Source organism: Planktothrix prolifica NIVA-CYA 540 (assembly GCF_963864145.1).
Taxonomy (GTDB): Bacteria; Cyanobacteriota; Cyanobacteriia; order Cyanobacteriales; family Microcoleaceae; genus Planktothrix; species Planktothrix agardhii.
Genome location: NZ_CAWLTW010000001.1, coordinates 4,377,492 through 4,395,169 on the forward strand (window position 1 = coordinate 4,377,492; position 17,678 = coordinate 4,395,169).

General features: G+C 40.7%; 16 protein-coding genes and 1 riboswitch. Of the genes, 10 read left to right on the forward strand and 6 right to left on the reverse strand.

The genetic code is table 11. The features are described from left to right. Positions 1 to 165 precede the first annotated feature (165 nt). Positions 166 to 1,371, forward strand: coding sequence for a Coenzyme F420 hydrogenase/dehydrogenase, beta subunit C-terminal domain (locus AC559H_RS19270; protein ID WP_026787968.1), 1,206 nt, complete (start codon positions 166 to 168; stop codon positions 1,369 to 1,371). A 208-nt stretch (positions 1,372 to 1,579) separates the two neighbouring features. On the opposite strand, the gene AC559H_RS19275 is transcribed toward AC559H_RS19270, so the two are convergent. Both AC559H_RS19275 and typA read right to left on the reverse strand, forming a co-directional pair. After that, a complete protein-coding gene (locus AC559H_RS19275) occupies positions 1,580 to 1,786 on the reverse strand; it encodes a hypothetical protein (RefSeq protein ID WP_026787966.1) in 207 nt (68 codons plus the stop codon). A 34-nt stretch (positions 1,787 to 1,820) separates the two neighbouring features. Continuing rightward, positions 1,821 to 1,912: riboswitch (Glutamine riboswitch) on the reverse strand. A gap of 145 nt (positions 1,913 to 2,057) precedes the next feature. Next, positions 2,058 to 3,848, reverse strand: coding sequence for a translational GTPase TypA (typA, locus tag AC559H_RS19280; RefSeq protein ID WP_026787965.1), 1,791 nt, complete (start codon positions 3,846 to 3,848; stop codon positions 2,058 to 2,060). Positions 3,849 to 4,135: 287 nt separating this feature from the next. Here typA and AC559H_RS19285 point away from each other — a divergent pair, with 287 nt between their 5' ends. Beyond that, positions 4,136 to 5,191, forward strand: a complete 1,056-nt coding sequence (locus tag AC559H_RS19285) for an aliphatic sulfonate ABC transporter substrate-binding protein (protein WP_051319768.1) — start codon at positions 4,136 to 4,138, stop codon at positions 5,189 to 5,191. Beyond that, positions 5,175 to 6,779: a HAMP domain-containing methyl-accepting chemotaxis protein gene (locus AC559H_RS19290; RefSeq protein WP_036833490.1), complete on the forward strand. Its 1,605-nt coding sequence runs from the start codon at positions 5,175 to 5,177 to the stop codon at positions 6,777 to 6,779. The genes AC559H_RS19285 and AC559H_RS19290 overlap by 17 nt, the downstream gene beginning before the upstream one ends. Here the strand turns inward: AC559H_RS19290 and AC559H_RS19295 are convergent. The 3 genes from AC559H_RS19295 to psb28 all read right to left on the reverse strand — a co-directional run bounded on the left by AC559H_RS19295 (position 6,776) and on the right by psb28 (position 9,064). Further along, positions 6,776 to 8,041 carry a hypothetical protein gene (locus AC559H_RS19295; protein ID WP_026795235.1) on the reverse strand — a complete coding sequence of 422 codons (1,266 nt, stop codon included), beginning with the start codon at positions 8,039 to 8,041 and terminating at the stop codon, positions 6,776 to 6,778. The genes AC559H_RS19290 and AC559H_RS19295 overlap by 4 nt on opposite strands. Before the next feature lie 69 nt (positions 8,042 to 8,110). Beyond that, on the reverse strand, positions 8,111 to 8,611 hold the full coding sequence (locus AC559H_RS19300; RefSeq protein ID WP_026795234.1) for a MogA/MoaB family molybdenum cofactor biosynthesis protein: 501 nt from the start codon (positions 8,609 to 8,611) through the stop codon (positions 8,111 to 8,113). 114 nt (positions 8,612 to 8,725) lie between these two features. After that, on the reverse strand, positions 8,726 to 9,064 hold the full coding sequence (gene psb28 / locus AC559H_RS19305) for a photosystem II reaction center protein Psb28 (protein WP_026795233.1): 339 nt from the start codon (positions 9,062 to 9,064) through the stop codon (positions 8,726 to 8,728). Between the two features lie 682 nt (positions 9,065 to 9,746). On the opposite strand from psb28, the gene chlG reads away from it, so the two are divergent. The 5 genes from chlG (at position 9,747) to AC559H_RS19330 (ending at position 14,585) form a co-directional block, all read left to right on the forward strand. Next, positions 9,747 to 10,760 (forward strand): chlorophyll synthase ChlG, encoded by a 1,014-nt coding sequence (gene chlG / locus AC559H_RS19310; protein ID WP_026787959.1) that lies wholly within the window; start codon positions 9,747 to 9,749, stop codon positions 10,758 to 10,760. A 146-nt stretch (positions 10,761 to 10,906) separates the two neighbouring features. Continuing rightward, a complete protein-coding gene (locus AC559H_RS19315; RefSeq protein WP_051319885.1) occupies positions 10,907 to 13,333 on the forward strand; it encodes a transglycosylase domain-containing protein in 2,427 nt (808 codons plus the stop codon). 79 nt (positions 13,334 to 13,412) lie between these two features. Next, complete coding sequence (locus AC559H_RS19320; RefSeq protein WP_026795232.1) at positions 13,413 to 13,625, forward strand: ssl0294 family protein; 213 nt, start codon at positions 13,413 to 13,415, stop codon at positions 13,623 to 13,625. A 162-nt stretch (positions 13,626 to 13,787) separates the two neighbouring features. Further along, on the forward strand, positions 13,788 to 13,922 hold the full coding sequence (locus tag AC559H_RS19325; protein WP_237746374.1) for a GxxExxY protein: 135 nt from the start codon (positions 13,788 to 13,790) through the stop codon (positions 13,920 to 13,922). A 390-nt stretch (positions 13,923 to 14,312) separates the two neighbouring features. Next, positions 14,313 to 14,585, forward strand: a complete 273-nt coding sequence (locus AC559H_RS19330) for a GxxExxY protein (RefSeq protein WP_052331204.1) — start codon at positions 14,313 to 14,315, stop codon at positions 14,583 to 14,585. Positions 14,586 to 14,620: 35 nt separating this feature from the next. Here AC559H_RS19330 and trxA read toward each other — a convergent pair whose 3' ends face one another. Continuing rightward, complete coding sequence (gene trxA / locus AC559H_RS19335) at positions 14,621 to 14,938, reverse strand: thioredoxin (RefSeq protein WP_026787956.1); 318 nt, start codon at positions 14,936 to 14,938, stop codon at positions 14,621 to 14,623. A 120-nt stretch (positions 14,939 to 15,058) separates the two neighbouring features. Between trxA and fabG the strand changes: the two genes are divergently transcribed. Both fabG and AC559H_RS19345 read left to right on the forward strand, forming a co-directional pair. After that, positions 15,059 to 15,826 carry a 3-oxoacyl-[acyl-carrier-protein] reductase gene (gene fabG / locus AC559H_RS19340; protein WP_026787955.1) on the forward strand — a complete coding sequence of 256 codons (768 nt, stop codon included), beginning with the start codon at positions 15,059 to 15,061 and terminating at the stop codon, positions 15,824 to 15,826. A 362-nt stretch (positions 15,827 to 16,188) separates the two neighbouring features. After that, on the forward strand, positions 16,189 to 17,625 hold the full coding sequence (locus AC559H_RS19345; RefSeq protein ID WP_373282675.1) for an ATP-binding protein: 1,437 nt from the start codon (positions 16,189 to 16,191) through the stop codon (positions 17,623 to 17,625). Positions 17,626 to 17,678: the final 53 nt, after the last annotated feature.

Genomic DNA, 17,678 nt, shown 5'->3' on the forward strand with positions numbered 1-17,678 from the left:
TTTGTTGACATCTTTATGGTAATCAACTACAGTGAAACTGTTAAAAAATATATTGAAGATCCGCACCATTTGGTAAACTAATATTTCAAGGGGAATAAATTCCCCTGTGTCGTGTTTCCTCTCAGGTCTGAAGACACTGAGTTTCCACACTCCCACCCTTTTCTTATGACTTCACTACAAGAGCCCGCCAAACATCTCAAAGCTAAAGGTATGAAACCCGGGAGTCGTCGCCCGGCGAAAGAACTCTGTAGCGAGTGCGGTCTGTGCGATACCTATTATATTCATTATGTTAAAGAAGCCTGTGCGTTTCTGAATCAACAAATTGCCGAATTAGAAACAGAAGCTCATGGACGTCGCCGCAATTTAGATAATTGGGATGATGTCTATTTTGGGGTGCATCAAGATATGATGCAAGCTCGAAAAAAAGAACCTATCGAGGGCGCCCAATGGACGGGAATTGTAAGTACCATTGCTATTGAAATGCTTAACCGTGGGTTAGTGGAAGGTGTGGTTTGTGTTCAGAATAGCAAAGAAGATCGTTTTCAACCTCAACCCGTGATTGCTAGAACTCCAGAAGAAATTTTAGCAGCTAAGGTTAATAAACCTACATTATCCCCAAATTTATCGGTATTAGAACAAATTGAACAGTCGAAAATGAAGCGTCTGTTAGTAATTGGGGTGGGCTGTCAAATCCAAGCATTAAGGGCAGTTGAGAAGGAATTAGGATTAGAAAAACTTTATGTTTTGGGAACTCCCTGCGTGGATAATGTTACCCGAGCAGGTTTACAAAAATTTCTGGAAACCACCAGTAAATCCCCTGATACTGTTGTTTATTATGAATTTATGCAGGATTTTCGAGTTCACTTTAAACATGAGGATGGCTCTACTGAAACCGTGCCATTTTTTGGGTTAAATACTAAGGAATTAAAGGATATTTTTGCCCCATCTTGTTTGAGTTGTTTTGATTATGTTAACTCTTTGGCGGATTTAGTTGTCGGATATATGGGGGCAACTTTTGGCTGGCAATGGATTGTAGTTAGAAATCAAACCGGACAGGAAATGTTAGACTTAGTGGAAGATTTAATTGACACCCAACCTGTAATAGCCCAAGGAAATCGGAAACCCGCCGTGCAGCAAAGTATTCCCGCATACGATAAAGCAGTCACCTTACCGATGTGGGCAGCAAAATTAATGGGAGTAGTGATTGATAAAATCGGCCCTAGAGGGTTAGAATATGCCCGTTTTTCGATAGATTCTCACTTTACTCGGAATTATTTGTATGTTAAACGAAATTATCCTGAGAAATTAGATACTCATGTTCCTGATTTTGCTAAACAAATTGTTGAACAATATAATCTTCCTAATTCTTGAGGGAACAGGGATCACGGATTTAAGAGGATTTCACGGATTTCACGGATTTTCATCTGTGTTAATCCGCTTAAATCCGTGATCGGGAATGGGGAACAGAAAAATAAAAACCCCGCGTTGGTTACTGGGTAATGATGCGGGGTATAATAGATTAATATTGAGTTGGCTGTGGATTTTTGCACCCTGAAAACCAAACAGGGATTTTTGGTATTTATCCAGCATTTTTGACCAATTTAGCACCGATAACGGGGACTGATAAAATCAGCAGCACTAACCAATGTGCTAAAGCTAAACTGACCACCAAACTGATAGCAGCAACTCCTCTCGCCATGACTTGAACGATTTCTTCGTTGGTACTCAGACTGAACAAGACTGCAAAAACGGAAATTGCTAAAGAAAATAAAGAAGGTACTAACATCACAACAAACCCTTAATTTCAGGTGAAACGGTGTTGTGCGTTCCTTCGGGAAAATTCCCTACTTCCGTCTTCCTCAAACACCGGAATGCGTCCCTCTTAATTGAGCATTTGGGGGAGATGAACGGTTAAGATTGATTTTTGTTATCGGTACTATAACATATTTAAGAAAAAAGTATATAGTTGTTGCGCTTAAGCGCAATCTGTCTTCCCTTCCAAGCAATAAGAGACGCGCCGTGGCACGTCTCTACATTTTAACGAGGTTAAGACAAGATTAACGTTTAACTAACTTCTTACTGAGTTTGCGTAGACGAATAGACTGGGGAGTAACTTCCACCAATTCATCATGGCCAATATATTCCAACGCCCGTTCCAAACTCATCTCCATAGGGGCTTGTAACTGCACCAGTTCATCCGCCCCGGCCGCCCGATGGTTAGTCAATTGTTTGGTTTTACAGATATTCAGTTCCAAATCTTGGGGACGGTTGTTTTCACCCACAATCATACCTCTGTACACCTTAGTCCCAGGCGTAATAAAAAATACCCCTCGGTCTTCAGCGTTTTTCATCGCATAGAAGGTACTCAACCCTTCCTCAAAGGAAATCAACACCCCATTCCGACGGGCTTCAATATCCCCAGATAGGGCGCGATATTCTAGGAAACTATGGTTCATAATCCCTTCCCCGCGAGTCATCCGCATGAATTCCCCTCGGAACCCAATTAAACCCCGGGCAGGCACAACAAAATCTAACTGAGTTCGGCCATTACCACCAACTAACATATCCTGCATTTCTGCCCGCCGTTGACCCAATCGTTCAATACAGCTACCCACGCCATCTTCAGGCACATCTAACACCAGATATTCAAAGGGTTCATAGGGTTGGCTATTGACTTCGCGGTAAATTACCTGGGGTTGGGATACCTGGAATTCGTAACCTTCCCGACGCATATTTTCAATCAAAATCCCTAGGTGCAGTTCCCCCCGTCCCGATACCAAGAACTTATCGGGGGAGTCGGTTTCTTCCACCCGCAGGGCGACGTTAGTTTCTAATTCTCGCATTAAGCGATCGCGCACTTGCCGCGAAGTCACTAACTTGCCTTCCTGTCCAGCAAAGGGCGAGTCATTCACCGAGAAAGTCATTTGTAAGGTCGGTTCATCGACTTTAATTAATGGTAAGGCTTGGGGGTCGTTGGGACAGGTAATAGTTTCGCCAATATTGGCATCACTAAACCCAGCCACCGCCACAATATTTCCCGCCGATGCTTCTTGCAGTTCAATCCGTTTTAAGCCTTCAAATCCCATTAATTTAGAGATTTTGCTTTTAACAATACTGCCATCTTCCTTAATTAATGAGGCTAGTTGTCCGGTTTTAATCACGCCATTATGGATTTTTCCAATCACAATGCGCCCGACATATTCAGAATAATCCAGGGTTGTGACCTGCATTTGCAAGGATTTTTCCGGGTTTCCCACTGGGGGCGGAACATATTCGAGGATATACTCAAACATCGGCTGCATATCCGAGCTTTCATCCTCTAGGGTGCGCTTGGCAAAACCACCTAAACCCGAAGCAAATAGATAGGGGAATTCACATTGGTCGTCATCAGCACCGAGTTCTAAGAATAAATCTAAGACTTTATCAACGGCGGTGTGGGGGCTGGCGCGATGACGGTCAATTTTATTAATCACGACAATCGGGCGCAGTCCTTTTTCCAGGGCTTTTTTCAACACAAACCGGGTTTGGGGCATGGGCCCTTCGTTGGCATCGACGATTAAAATACAACCGTCCACCATTCCTAATACCCGTTCGACTTCGCCCCCAAAGTCGGCGTGACCAGGGGTGTCGATAATATTAATAACGGTCTCTTTATAGCGAACTGCGGTATTTTTAGATAAAATCGTGATCCCACGTTCCCGTTCAATATCATTAGAGTCCATAACGCAATCTGGAACCTCTTCCCCTTCACGGAAAATGCCAGATTGTCTGAGAAGTGCGTCCACAAGGGTCGTTTTGCCGTGATCGACGTGGGCAATAATTGCTACGTTGCGAATGGGGAGAGACATAAGTTAGGTCTAGGTAACAGAATTTTTGGAAAATTGTCAATATTGTTCCAATCTATTAATAATTGTAACGCATCTGCGATCGCATTGGTAGTATTTTTGAGCAAAAAGCTACAAAATTTAGCCCGAACTCCTTATCAGGGGAACTCAACATTAGGAGTCAGCCATAAAGATTAACGATCTTATTAACTACAGAAATATTAAGTTTCTGGAAATTATTTTTAATTAAGATATAATAGTTACAAGTAAAATTTTAATCTATTTTACTCAGCAAGTATCAGCAAAAAAGTATGAAGAAGCATCAATATTTAATTTATTTTAGCCTAGTTTTAATCAGTTTATTTGTAATTGTAAGCTGTCAGGTATTGCAGCCAGAGTTAACAACAGAAGTGCCTGTTTCTACTCTGCGCCTGGGTTTTAGTAATTGGCCGGGATGTGCCGTTTGGCAAATTGCTGCCGAGCAAGAAATTTTCAAGAAAAACAATCTGGATGTTGACTTACAATTTTCTGCTTATACCACCGGATTAACTAACTTAGCCTCGGGGCAATTAGATGCAAATTGCCAGACTTTATATGATACAATTTATATTATGGGGACAGATTCACAAGTTGATCAAGTGATTGTAGCTCTAACAGATTGGTCTACAGGAGGAGATCAAATTATTGCCGCACCAGGAATTCAGACTATTCGGGAATTTAAAGGGAAAAAAGTTGCTTTTGAATCGGGATCTGTGGGGAGTTTTTTACTCCTACTAGCCTTAGAAAAGTATGGATTAAAGCTATCGGATATTCAAGCGGTTAATCAGGATTTAATCACTAATGTTGCCCTTTTTGTTGAGGAAGAAGTGGATGCTATCAGCACCTATATTCCTTTTTCTAAGCAAGCTATGAATCGTTCTGGAAGTCAAATCATATTAACATCTCAAGATTTCCCTGGGGCTGTTTCTGATCATTTAGTGGTAACTCGTAAATTTATGGAAACCCATCCTCAAGTCGTGCAAGCTCTCGTCAATACTTGGTTTGATACCGTTGAATTTATTCAAAAAAATCCAGATTTATCTCGGCAAATTATTGGTTATACTGCTGGGTTAACTGTTCAAGATCTAAAAGATTATCAGTCCAAAATTCCCATAAAAGGCTTATCAGAAAATTTAACTGCTTTTGAAAGGGGAGAAAATTTTACCTCTTTACCCTATGCAGCCGACAAAATATATCAGTTTTTACAAAAAAATAAATTGCTGACAAAATCTGTTAATATAGAACAAATTTTTGATGCTAGTTTTGTTTATAACTTCAATAAAAACCAATCGAATTTAAGGACAATGAATCATGAAAAAAATAATTAAATTTTTTAAACAAGGTGAGTTACAATTAAAAATGATTAATGCCTTTATTTTAATGGGATTAATTGTATTTTTTGTTGCCTTTCTGGGATGGCAAGTAACATTAAATTTAAGCCAGGAACTCAATGAAATTAGCGTAGTCAGATTACCTTCAATTTTGGGTTTAGCAAAGATTGATCAAGGATTAAGAAATATTGATTCTAAACAATCTTGTCTTTTAAATAACTGTATAGGAGGTGACAATAGGGAAATTACTCTGGCACAAATTCAAGAAAATTTTAATTTAATCAATACGGGTTTTTTAGAATATGAAAAACTGCCTCGGACAGAGAAAGAAGATCAACTGTGGAAGCAATTTAAGTTAAGATGGCAGCAATGGGAAAAACAACAAAAAGTTTTTATGAATCTTTATAATGAATTTCAAAAAATTGGAGTTATATACCCCTATCAAACTCAAATTAAATTATGGAAAACAGGTCAACAAAATTCCCCAGAAATGCAAATAGCCCGCCAAGCATCTCTATTTTTATCAAAATTAAATATTCAAGATCGCTCTATTAATCAACCTATTTTATACGCCACATCTCAAAGTTTAGCAAAAGTGATTCAAGAAAATCAACATATAGCAGAATCATCTAAAATTCAAGCAGATAAAACCATTGAAAACAGTCAAAACTTTAGCGTTTTAGCTATGATATTTGGGCCTTTAATAGCCCTAAGTTTAGGGATTATTTTAAGTATAGCGATCGCCCGTCCCATTAGTCAAAGTCTAAAAGGATTAGTCAATACCGTTGTCAATTCTTCCTCCGAAATTGCGGCTACCATTGAAGAACAGGAAAGAATTGTAGCTTTACAAGCGGCATCTGTGAATCAAACCACAACCACAATGGATGAATTAGGGCAAACTTCTCGTCAAGCAACCCAACAAGCTGAAACCGCAGCCAAAATTACTAAACAGGTCTTAAGTTTATCTCAGGATGGGGCTAATGCTGTTTCTAAAACCATGTCAGGGATGGTAACTTTAGACCAAAAAGTGAGTGAAATTTCTAGCCAAATTATGACGCTGAATGAACAAGCCCAACAAATTAATAGTATTAGCAACCTAGTCGGTGATATTGCCAATCAAACTAATATGTTAGCCCTGAATGCCTCGATTGAAGCTGTTAGAGCCGGAGAGCATGGTTTAGGGTTTAATGTTGTGGCTTTAGAAATTCGTAAACTCGCCGACCAAACCCATAAATCTGCCCAAAAAATTAATCAATTAATTGATCAAATTGAAAAAGCAGTGAAAAGTACAGTGATCGCGGCGGTCGATGGCAAACATACCGTCCAGCAAAATTTAAAAATTACCGAAGAAACCACCGCAATTTTTAGTAAAGTTACCGTAGCAATGGATCAAGTTTCTTTAAGTTCCCAACAAATTTATTTAACTTCAAAACAACAAGTTCTTGCCATTGAAGAAGTGATATCGGCGATGAATTCTATTAACAACGGCGCTCAACAAACAGTTATTGGAATTAGCCAAACTAAATTGGAAACCCAAGAGCTAAAAAATGCAGCCCATAATCTGAAACAATTAGGGGTAAGTTAAGGCTTAGGAACATCGTAATAGGCCGCAATCCCTTGAACTTGCAACTGTTCCCGTAGGCGTTTAGCCCCGGCGGCGTCGGTTAAAGCACCCAATTGAATTTTTTTACCCGTTTTGAACTCCGCAATATAAGCATCAGGAACCACTTCTTTCGCCTGTTCAAAGGAGCGATCGCCACTATAATCCAGCACAACATAATAATATCCGTCCCCGGATTTTATCGGTTCAGTCGGTCTAGCCGGACTCGCCGCCGTCGCAACTCTAGGAACTGCACCGCCCCCGGGTTGAACCGTTGAGGCATTGGTTCCCTGTCCCGACACTGGAGGAGGTGTAACAGCAGGAGTTACAGGTTTTTTGGGTAATAATTCCTGAGTCAGATTATTCAAACCCGGATCATTCGGGGATGTTAGGTTATTTGAGGGTGCAGGTAAGGTTGTGGCTGGACTTGGGGGTAATTGGGCAGGGACAGAAGGGAGCGGAACCGGATTCTGATTCGGATTAATATGGCTCAAGGTATCCAAATCCAAGTTAACAAATTCCTTGGCCGCTAAATTAGGGGAGAGGGAGTCCGTCGGAGGGAGAGATGTTTCTGTTGTGGCTAGGGTTGGGGGGGTAGCAGGAGCATGGTTAGCCGTTGGAGTAGGAAAAAACCGATCCAAACCCAAGCTAGTACGACCAGAGGGAGACGAGATTACATAGCTTAAGGCGGTACAGGATAACAAAAACATAAACATTGAAGCAATGCCCAGGGGCGTTAAGAGACTGGCCATCAAACCCCGGTTTTCCTGGGGGTTAGGGCGCCGTTCTTCTATACTTTTAATTAGGGCTTCTGTCGATTCTAAATATCCATCCGATGAAGTCGCAGTTGGGACGGGTGACTTTAAGCTAAAACTGACCGCAGGTTCAGCCCCATTGGTTTGAGGAGGTGTTGTCGATGACGGTTGAGCCGCAATGGCCAAAGGTGCAGATTTTGCTGGAACTACGGTTTCCCAACCCGAAGGTTGAGTTTGGGGCTCAAACAGCTTTCCCTCCGATGCTGCGGTGTCATTCATGGCTACAGTTACAACATCAGTCGCTTGTTGAAACTGCGGGTTGGTTTGTCCACTGGGGTCGGTTGTGGTTTGTTTTGTGCGTCGTCGATGACGCCGATAACGGGTTAATTCTGATTCGAGTTGCACATCCAAATAACCTAAAACCGCTTTGAGTTGGGGTTTTAATTCTGGCTGTGAGGGTTGAGGGGACTTGATCTCAGATGTTTGACTCATAGTTAAACTGCTATACAAAACTTGATTAAACTTATCTAAGTCTCACCATTCAATGTGAGTTTATCCATTCTATGATAATTTAACTAAATGGGCTAATTCAGGTATGATTAATTTTTCCATTGCCAATTTTACTGCATTAGAAGACCCAGGAATTGAAAAGACTAATTTTCCTTGATAAACTCCAGCTACAGCCCTGGAAGCGATCGCTCTTGACCCTATTTCATGATAACTCAAAGCTCTAAAAATTTCTCCAAATCCAGGTAAAGTTTTTTCTAATAATTGTTCCAGAGCATCATAGGTCGTATCTCTGGGCGCAATTCCAGTTCCTCCATTAAAAATACAAGCATCCAGTTCAGAAATTTGACAGAGTTTTTTTAAGAGTTCTGTAATCTCTTGCGGTTCATCTTTAATAATTTGATAATCGATAATTGGATACCCAGCATTTTGTAGGAATTGGTGAATGAGTTGACCACTTTTATCGGTTTCTGGGGTGCGAGTATCACTGACCGTAATCACCGCACAACTAACCCGAAATTCGGAATGATCGGGATGGGGGACGGTTGAATTCATAAGGTGATGGGTAATGGGTTTTGGGTTTTGGGTTTTGGGTTTTGGTTAATTGATTTAATCAATTAACTCTTATACTGATGACTGATAACTGATAACTGATAACTGATGACTGAATTAGGATTTACTAAATTCTAATCCTTTGGCTTTCGCATAACGTTCCATAAACAACATAAAACGCTCCCATTCTTCAGGAGATTTCATTAAATGAATTGCCTCAATTTCCGTAGGTTTTCCATTAATAAATTTAGCGTTAACCTCTCGAGTGACAATTTCCCCATCATCATCAATCATGTACATTCCTGTAATTTCCTGGGTGGAATCATCCGCTAAGGCTTTAGGATTGAGAAAATAAAATTTTGCTGTTCCTTGACTCTCATCCCGTGAACGAGTTAAGCGAACATCAGGAATTACATCTTCATCAATCCCTCTTGAAAACTGAATTTTAGCTACCATATTGTTTTGTTAAACCTTTTTCCGTTAGGAGTTAACGTCTCATTCTCTCATAATAGGAGCATCAACGAAACCATCAAATCAGGGAGTTGATAGCCCCGTCTCAAAAGGCCAAAAACCGACAAGGGAGCTAAAATAGCCGTAATACCAATTCCGTTTGATACTCCCCAGGGCTGAAGCCACGGGGATTCTTGAATGAATCCGAAAACTCTCAAAGGCGCTATCAAATCACCTCTACACGCTCAAAACAACTACCCTTATAAAAGATATTGCAATTGCGCTTACTTTTAAATTGTGTTTGTTTTCATAGACCATCACAACGCCAGATAGGTACGCTTCACACTCTGCCATTACTTGTCAGTTATACAGGCTTACTACTCCTCAAGGAGTGTGGTGGCTCACTGTGCCGGGATTTCTCCGATACTAGAGTGTTTCAACACGCAGATGGTTGTTTTACTTACGATCTATTCTAACTCAACTTTTCAATCAGTTAGATCAGGAAATATTGAAGGCGGTTGAAACCGCAGCCACTTTCCTCCCCATGTCTAAAGCCAGGGGCTTCTCGCTCGTTTTTTGGTGAAATTAATAAAAACCCAACTTTGCTATTGATTAAAAATCTAGTTTGCTACTGATTCATGTTAACTTTTGTATTGCAGATACTCAAAACACAAACGTACAAAGGATCATGTCGGATACTCCATCGTCTCAACCTTCAGAAGAATTAACAAAAGAAGCGAATTCAGAGCGCAGTGCTAAAACCCGACAACTTTTAGGGATGAAAGGAGCGTCGTCGGGAGAAACATCTATCTGGAAAATTCGCCTCCAATTGATGAAACCGATCACCTGGATACCTTTAATTTGGGGGGTGGTTTGTGGTGCGGCTTCATCGGGACATTTTAGTTGGTCAGTGGAAGATGTGTTAAAGGTGGTGACTTGTATGTTAATGTCTGGGCCATTAATGACGGGTTACACCCAGACCATGAATGATTTTTACGATCGGGAATTGGACGCCATTAATGAGCCCTATCGTCCGATCCCTTCCGGGGTGATTTCCATTCCCCAAGTTGTCACCCAAATTTTACTATTGTTAGGCTTAGGAATTGGGATTTCCTACCTGTTAGATACCTGGGCTGGCCATGAATTTCCCATAATTACGGTTTTATGTCTCGGTGGGGCGTTTGTCTCCTATATTTATTCTGCGCCTCCCCTCAAACTCAAGCAAAATGGCTGGTTAGGAAATTACGCACTAGGGGCGAGTTATATTGCTTTACCTTGGTGGGCGGGTCATGCGTTATTTGGAGAACTCACCCCGACCTTGATGGTATTAACCCTATTTTATAGTTTAGCTGGGTTAGGAATTGCCATTGTTAATGACTTTAAAAGTGTGGAAGGCGATCGCCAATTGGGGTTACAATCCCTGCCAGTGATGTTTGGGATCACGACGGCGGCCTGGATTTGTGTTTTAATGATTGATATTTTCCAAGCGGGGATGGCGGTTTATTTAGTTAGTATCAAGCAAAACCTATATGCTACGGTGCTTTTACTGATGATTATTCCCCAAATCACCTTCCAAGATATGTATTTTCTACGCAATCCTGTAGAAAATGATGTTAAATATCAAGCAAGCGCCCAACCGTTTCTAGTTTTAGGAATGCTAGTTGTGGGTTTAGCTATAGGTCATGCGGCGATTGTAGGTTAATTTCCGATCAAACCGCCTGTTCCTTACCCTGGTGTGAAGCCGGGGATCAAGGAAAAAACCTTGATTTTTGGCGAGATCACCGATTCGACTGCTAACTATTCAGGAAAGTTGGCCCTACCCTGGGCTATCCTAGAATATACTATCGAATGCTCAACTCAACCCACCATTTGTCCGAACCAATGGAAGAATCTCAATTACCATCCATAACCAAAACGGACTCCTTAGAGTCAGAAACCTACCCGGAAAATACTTCTGGGGTGGTTTCAACCCAACCCGTTTTGACATCACCCGTGATGACGACGGAAGTAGAACCCGATCAGGTTTCTGCGGAAACCGCTTCTGAGTCAAACCCCCAAGCTGTAACTTGGTATCATCAGGCTCTGAATCGGATCAATTCAAAATGGGTTAAACTGCGTCAGGGTTTCACCCATGAAAATCCTGCGGGGAAACGTTGGTATCGCCGTCCGAAGGTATGGATCGGAATTGGAGTGCTCAGTGTGGGCGGTGGAGCCTTGGGTTATGGTGCTTGGCAATGGTATCTTGTGGATCAAAGTCTTCCCCCCGTCTCCGTTAGTGGAATAGCCTCCTTTAATCGTGATGGTACAATTACGATTAAGGCCAATAACAGTGATATTTTAATGCAAACCGGGCCAGCAACTAGGGAGAAACTCCGCCTCAAACAAATTCCTGAAAAACTGGCGCAAGCTTTTATTTCCACTGAAGATATTCGTTTCTATGACCATGATGGGGTGGACTATCAAGGAATTATTCGCGCCGTTGGCTCTAATATATTAGCCGGGGGAGTGGTGGAAGGAGGAAGTACCATTACCCAACAGTTAGCTAGAATTGTTTATTTGAATCAAGAACATAGTCTGATTCGGAAACTTAAAGAGGCTATGGTTTCTTGGAAAATAGAAGATCAAATTAGTAAAGATGATATCCTAGAACGCTATTTGAATTTAGTATATCTGGGTTCGGGTGCTTACGGGGTAGCGGATGCGGCTTCTGTTTATTTTAGTAAACCCGTGAACGAATTAACTTTGTCGGAAATGGCAATGTTAGCGGGTTTACCCCCCGCACCGAGTCAATATTCTCCTTTGGAAAATCCAGAAGCGGCCAAAAAAAGGCGCAATATTGTTTTACAAAGAATGCAGGATGCTGGGGTAATTACCGCAGCCGAAGCGGAAGCGGCGATACAAGAACCCCTGACCCTTAAACCCAGTCAACCTAAACGTTTATTAGTTAAAGCTCCTTATTTTTCGAGTTATGTATTAAAAGAACTCCCCCAATATGTTTCTAAAGAAGTGATAGAAGCTGGTGGGTTAACAGTTGAAACCAGTTTAGATGTGAAATGGCAAGAAGCAGCAGAAAAAACTATTAAAGATGCGGTAGAAATTGATGGTGCGGGTTCAAATTTTGGTCAAGCGGCCTTAGTTTCCATAGAACCAAAAACCGGAGAAGTTAAAGCCATGGTGGGAGGATATCAATATAAAGATAGTGAATTTAATCGTGTTACTCAAGCTCAAAGACAACCGGGATCAACCTTTAAAGGATTAGTTTATGCAACAGCAATTGGGGCGGGTTTTTCCCCCTATGATAGTTATTTAGATGAACCCTATAAGGTTGATGGCTACCGTCCTAGAAATTATGGGAATAAGCATTCTGGATGGATGTCTATGTCCGATGCTTTAAGCCGTTCTGTAAATGTAATTGCGGTTAAAGTATTAGTAGATGTTGGGTTTGAACCCGCTATGAAAATGGCAAAAGATATGGGAATTAAATCACCATTAAAGCCAACCTATGCTATGGCATTAGGAGCCTATGAAGTTAATTTATTAGAGTTAACCAATGCTTACGGAACCCTAGCAGATCAAGGCAGTTATATTCCGGCCCATGGCATTCGTCGGGTTTTAGATAAACAGGGAAATATTATTTATCAAGCTAAATTTAAACCCAAACCCGTTTTAGATAAAAACAGTGCCGCCATCACTACTTGGATGTTAGAAGGGGTAGTGAATGCGGGAACCGGAGGCCCGGCTGCTTTATCGGATCGACAGGTGGCGGGTAAAACCGGAACCTCTGAAGAAGCCAGGGATTTATGGTTTATTGGTTATATTCCCCAAGCCGTAACCGGAATTTGGTTAGGGAATGATAATAATGATCCGACTTGGGGCGCTAGTAGTAGTGCCGCCTATAGTTGGGGGGAATTTATGCGGAAAGTTGTGGAGGGAATGCCAGTTGAAAAGTTCCCTAAACTACCTGAATTAGAAGGACGAAAAGGCAGTATTAAAGCCAAAGCCCATCAACCCAATAGTATAGAAACCGGGTCAAAAGTAGCCATTGAAGATGGTGATCCTGGTGATCCAGCCCAAGCTGCTAATAACGATGGTAGTTACGCCAGCAATTCCGAAAATTATGATAGTGGTTATTCAGAAAATAATAACTCCTATAGTAATTCCTACAGTAATGGCGATGGATATTCTGGCGGATATTCCGAGAGTACATCTTCTGAGGGATATTCCGAGGGTGCTTCTCCTGAAAGTGGATATTCGGAAGGTTCCAATAATTATTAAACAGCCAAATTCTGTTAAACGCGCTAAAATTCAAGAGGATTTATTGCGATCGCCAAGTTAAGGAGAATCTTGATTCATTATGGATGAACTCAAACCTATTTTAGAAGAATTAACCCGTGAACCCATTGCCTTTTTGGGAGGGTTTGTCTCAGGTTTATTAAAATTAAGCCTCAACGATGATCCGATTAAAACTTGGATCGAGAAACAGGGCGGAACTACGGCATCGAGTTCTTCGGACTCTAACAATAATAATGGAAATTCTGGTGGCCCCCAATCAATTCAGATTGACTAATATAGCAGTCGTACTTGGTGGTTAGGACAAAGACAGAATTATTTAGAAACACAAAGACACGAAGACACTAAGAAAAACTTTGTGTCTTTGTGGTTCAATAAAAACACAAAGACACAAAAACACAAAGAAGAAAAGATGCAGAGAGAGGCAATTTCTGATCAGATGAATCAAGTATCAAAGCAGATAGTTGATGCTGCTTTTACTGTGCATTCTGCTTTAGGTGCAGGTTTATTAGAAAGTGTTTTTGACACTCTCAGGTCTGAAGACACTGAGATTCTGCGGACAGGATTAGTTTAACCTAATTCTCGCTACGACCGCCGCATATCGTCTACTGAGTTGATTAAGCGACAAGCCCAATCTTCCCGATACTTTTACTCTTGAATCAATACACTTTCACCAAGCCATCACTAAGCCAAGTTGCGGTACGCTCTACAATCTGCCATTATTTGCTCCTTGCTTGTCATACTGCCGTTAGGACTTTAACCTAACCGTTGTTTCAGGGGAGCCGGGATTTCTCCGATACTAGAATGTTTCAACACGCAGATGTTTATTGTTCTTACTTGTGTTTTTTGATTTTAGCACATCTTTTAATATTTCAAGGGGAATAAATTCCCCTGTGTCGTGTTTCCTCTGGTGGTCTGAAGACACTGAGTTTCCACACTCCCATCATGATCTTATGAGGTTTGTTTGGAGTATGAATTAACTAAACGAGGTTTCAGGGTTGATCGGCAGCTAGTTCTACCTATAATTTACGATAAAATTAAGTTAGAAGCGGGCTTTCGACTTGATTTATTGGTCAATGAATCTGTTATTATCGAAGTCAAGGCTGTCGAAACTCTTTTACCCGTTCATACGGCACAAGTAATTACCTATCTCAAACTTTCTCAACACCGACTCGCACTTCTGATTAATTTTAATGTTCCTTTAATCAAAGATGGAATCAAACGCATTGTCCTCTAAACCTTTGTGTCTTTGTGTCTTTGTGGTTAATCAAATTAGAGTAAACCATACACCCATTTAATTAGTTCAGGCGATCGCAATACTCCTTCATGACGCCCAACGGGTTGACCTTTTTTAAATAAAATTAATGTCGGTAAGGCCATAATATTATATTGAGATGCCAGTTCAGGGTATTTATCACTATCAATTTTAACAATTTGGATTTGTTGATTCATTTCTTGATTGACTTCTTCTAAAATCGGGGTCATCATTTGGCAAGGGCCACACCAAGTTGCGTAAAAATCTACTAACACCGGAACATCGGAATTGGTTAGTAGTTCTTGAAAGTTATTAAAGGTTTGTTTAACGGCCATAGTTCATAAGCTGAAAGTTTTGTACTTCAATTATAACTATTCTTTAGCAACTCGGTTTCTCTGAATTTGCTCAAATCTGAGATGATGAGTTTTGGGAATAATAGTTGGAGAAACTACAAAATGGAACGTTTACCTGAAAATTTACAACACTTAAATGGACGAGTAGCAATTATTACGGGCGGGTCGCGGGGTATTGGTCGCGCTGCGGCCTTAGCCTTAGCTGCCGAAGGCGCAAAGATTGTGGTTAATTATGCCAGTTCTTCAACGGTGGCGGATGCAGTGGTGGCTGAAATTACCCAAGCGGGCGGTGAAGCGATCGCACTCCAGGCGGATGTATCGAAGGCAGATCAAGTTGATATCTTGTTTAACAAAGTCACAGAAACCTGGAATAAAGTTGATATTTTAGTGAATAATGCCGGGATTACTCGTGATACTTTACTAATAAGAATGAAGCCAGAAGACTGGCAAGCGGTAATTGATTTGAATTTAACCGGGGTGTTTCTTTGTACTCGTCTGGCTAGTAAAATAATGCTCAAACAAAAGTCAGGACGAATTATTAATATTACCTCCGTTGCAGGACAAATGGGCAACCCTGGTCAAGCTAATTATAGTGCGGCAAAAGCGGGGGTAATTGGATTTACAAAAACCGTGGCAAAAGAATTAGCAAGTCGCGGGATAACGGTGAATGCGGTGGCGCCTGGATTTATTGCAACGGATATGACCAAAGAGTTAAAAAATACGGAAGAAATTCTCAAATTTATTCCCTTGGGTCGTTACGGTCAACCGGAAGAAGTGGCGGGCATGATTCGGTTTTTAGCAGCAGACCCGGCGGCGGCTTATATTACGGGTCAAGTGTTTAATGTGGATGGGGGAATGGTGATGGCGTAGAATCACATCAAGGATTTATATAGTTGACACTCTCAGGTCTGAAGACGCTGAGATTCTGCGGACAGAATTGGTTTAATCTAATTCTGTTTCCAGATGCTTTCCACCCCGTTGGTTTTTCACCGTATTTGGGTAGGGAGTCAACCTCTAAGAAACTAGCTTTTGAAGTGTAGGCTTCCTCTAAGTATTGATGATTTTGGTACAGGTTATTCATCCCTAAGTTATTTAGGGTTATTTCTTCGCCCGTCCTTTAGATGCGGATGCGGCTCAAGCGTTATTACAAGATAACCCTCACTGGTAATTAAAATTAATAAATTTTTGATTAATTTTTGACATCTTAATGCTAGTCTGAGGGACAGGAAACTGTGTTGCTAATTCTACCTAAAAGTACCTTGACGAGCATATCTGTACCCTATTTATGGGAAAGTCAAACCGGAGGAGATTTAAGTTTAGACTCCACCCTAGAAGATTTACCCCTGTATGATTTTCAAGTAATTTTGGGTTCGAGTGTACGAACCCTTGTACAACAGTTTGAAAGACATCCCTTACTCCCCGGAGTAATTATTGTAGACCAAAAAGAAAACTCCACTTCTGAGTTTTTGGGGATGATTTCTCGACGGGATCTCCTAGAATTTTTTCTCCGTCCCCAGGGGTTAGAATTATTTTTAGATCAATCCCTAGATGTGCTTTATAGTTATGTCAGAACTCCGGTATTAGTATTACCTGCACAAACTACAATTCTAGCAGCAAATCAACAGTCATTGAAGCGAACCGCCCCTGGATATATAGATCCGATTGTGGTACAGGGAAATTGGTTATCTTCTCAGGATTATCCCTGGATGGTTTCCTATCGTCTTTTAAACAGTCATGAATTGAATCTTGCCTATTGGCAAATTCGAGGAATTGAAACTCAAGTTCGCTATGAAAGAACTCAAGTTCAACTGTTACAAAGTGAAAAAATGGCGAGTTTAGGAAGATTAGTTGATGGAGTTGCCCATGAAATTTTAGATCCCGTGGGATTTATTTGGGGAAATTTAACCTATTTAATCACCTATAGTGATGGTTTAATTGAACTTTTGGACGCTTATGAATCCCATTATGCCCAGAAATTCCCGGCCATTGAACAACTGAAAGAAGAAATAGAATTTGACTTTCTCCGCCAAGATTTTCCTCGGATTTTATCAAGTATAAAAAGTGGTACGGAACGATTAAGTAAATTAGCAACCAGTTTACAAAATTTTTGTCATATTGATGAAATTCATCCCAAACCTGCGGATTTACATAGTCATTTGGATAGTATTTTACTATTAATGAAAAGTCGAATTAACCGAGAAATTAAAGTAATTAAAAATTACGGTCGTTTACCTCCAGTAAATTGTTATGTCGGACAGTTGAGTCAAGTATTTATCAATATTTTAATTCATGGTTTTGATGCCTTGCTCAATCAATTAGTTAGAAAAGATTGGGTGGATGAATATAGTATTTCCCAAAGTTTAGAGTTAGGGAAAGCTCCACAAATTGTGATTACAACGGCGATGATCAGTTTAGACTCATCTCCAGTTGAGAACCTCGATACTCCCAAACGTTGGGTTTCAATTTCCATTGCCGATAATGGCCCTGGATTATCTCCCGAAGAACAACAAAAAATCCTAGATTCATTTTCTAATCTCAAACGGACTGAAAAAGAAACCAGTTTATCCCTGAGTTATCATATTGTCACCGCCAAACATGGCGGACAATTAAAATTGCGATCGCAGCCAGGAATGGGTACGGAATTTGAGATTTTATTACCCTTTATTTAAGCAATTGACTCAAGTTCGTGTAAGATCAATAGAACTCGCAAAATATTAAAAAA

Bases quoted from the DNA above. Each gene is read 5' to 3' on its own strand.
- AC559H_RS19270 (WP_026787968.1), top strand. From the start codon at position 166: ATGACTTCACTACAAGAGCCCGCCAAACATCTCAAAGCTAAAGGTATG.
- AC559H_RS19275 (WP_026787966.1), bottom strand. From the start codon at position 1,786: ATGTTAGTACCTTCTTTATTTTCTTTAGCAATTTCCGTTTTTGCAGTC.
- typA (WP_026787965.1), bottom strand. From the start codon at position 3,848: ATGTCTCTCCCCATTCGCAACGTAGCAATTATTGCCCACGTCGATCAC.
- AC559H_RS19285 (WP_051319768.1), top strand. From the start codon at position 4,136: ATGAAGAAGCATCAATATTTAATTTATTTTAGCCTAGTTTTAATCAGT.
- AC559H_RS19290 (WP_036833490.1), top strand. From the start codon at position 5,175: ATGAAAAAAATAATTAAATTTTTTAAACAAGGTGAGTTACAATTAAAA.
- AC559H_RS19295 (WP_026795235.1), bottom strand. From the start codon at position 8,041: ATGAGTCAAACATCTGAGATCAAGTCCCCTCAACCCTCACAGCCAGAA.
- AC559H_RS19300 (WP_026795234.1), bottom strand. From the start codon at position 8,611: ATGAATTCAACCGTCCCCCATCCCGATCATTCCGAATTTCGGGTTAGT.
- psb28 (WP_026795233.1), bottom strand. From the start codon at position 9,064: ATGGTAGCTAAAATTCAGTTTTCAAGAGGGATTGATGAAGATGTAATT.
- chlG (WP_026787959.1), top strand. From the start codon at position 9,747: ATGTCGGATACTCCATCGTCTCAACCTTCAGAAGAATTAACAAAAGAA.
- AC559H_RS19315 (WP_051319885.1), top strand. From the start codon at position 10,907: ATGCTCAACTCAACCCACCATTTGTCCGAACCAATGGAAGAATCTCAA.
- AC559H_RS19320 (WP_026795232.1), top strand. From the start codon at position 13,413: ATGGATGAACTCAAACCTATTTTAGAAGAATTAACCCGTGAACCCATT.
- AC559H_RS19325 (WP_237746374.1), top strand. From the start codon at position 13,788: ATGAATCAAGTATCAAAGCAGATAGTTGATGCTGCTTTTACTGTGCAT.
- trxA (WP_026787956.1), bottom strand. From the start codon at position 14,938: ATGGCCGTTAAACAAACCTTTAATAACTTTCAAGAACTACTAACCAAT.
- fabG (WP_026787955.1), top strand. From the start codon at position 15,059: ATGGAACGTTTACCTGAAAATTTACAACACTTAAATGGACGAGTAGCA.